At 48.0% G+C, this 782-nt stretch carries 2 pseudogenes; both read left to right on the plus strand.

Annotated elements, in window-relative coordinates:
• Positions 1 to 89 (plus strand): annotated as a pseudogene (locus R7040_RS25895) (DNA-binding response regulator); the annotation flags it as partial.
• Positions 90 to 113: 24 nt separating this feature from the next.
• Positions 114 to 782: pseudogene (locus tag R7040_RS25900) on the plus strand (sensor histidine kinase); the annotation flags it as partial.

The following is a 782-nucleotide window of genomic DNA, read 5'->3' on the forward strand; positions in this document are numbered from 1 at the left end:
TGCGCAGCAAGCTGTCGTTGTCGGACTCAGAGCATCATTTTATTCAAACGGTTTGGGGTGTTGGGTACAAATTTCAGCCGCGCCCATAATGGGCGGTGTTAGGAGGCGATAGGATGAGCTTCAAATCTCGTTTGGTGGTATTCACCACGGTTTGGTTTTGTTTGGCGATGGCGGCCATTGCGCTGACTTACAATTGGCAAAAAGAAACCATTGAGCTTCGTACCAAGCAAAGCTTGCATCAAGATCTAGCCAGTCACATGCGGGATGACAATCCGCTCATGATTGGTACGGACTACAATCCCAAAGCGCTCAAGTCTATTTTCCACACCCTCATGTTGATAGGGCCTGATTTCGAAATCTATTTTCTTGATAGCCAAGGCAACATTACTACGCACGCTGCGCCAGAAGGGACGGAATTGATGGGAGCGGTGAATCTGGCTCCTATTCGTCAGTTTCTCAGTGGTGAACCTTTCCCGATTCTAGGCGATGACCCGCGTAATCGTGATGAACACAAAGTCTTTTCTGTCGCAGCGATAGAGGAGCTTGGTTCAACCATTGGTTATTTGTACGTGGTGATCGGGAGTTCTCGTCATACGGCCATTGCCAATGCTCAAGTGGATTCGCCGTACTTGGCGCTTGCGGGTTTAGTGCTTATTTCGATTTTAGGTTTCGCTTTTGGCTCATATTTCTTGGTTAAGCGCAGCTTGTTAAACCCGATTGAACGTGTGACCGATCAACTGCAAAAACAAGCCGAACACGACTTTCGCCTACAACCCGATTTT

It is taken from the genome of Vibrio sp. 1069 (genome assembly GCF_033340555.1).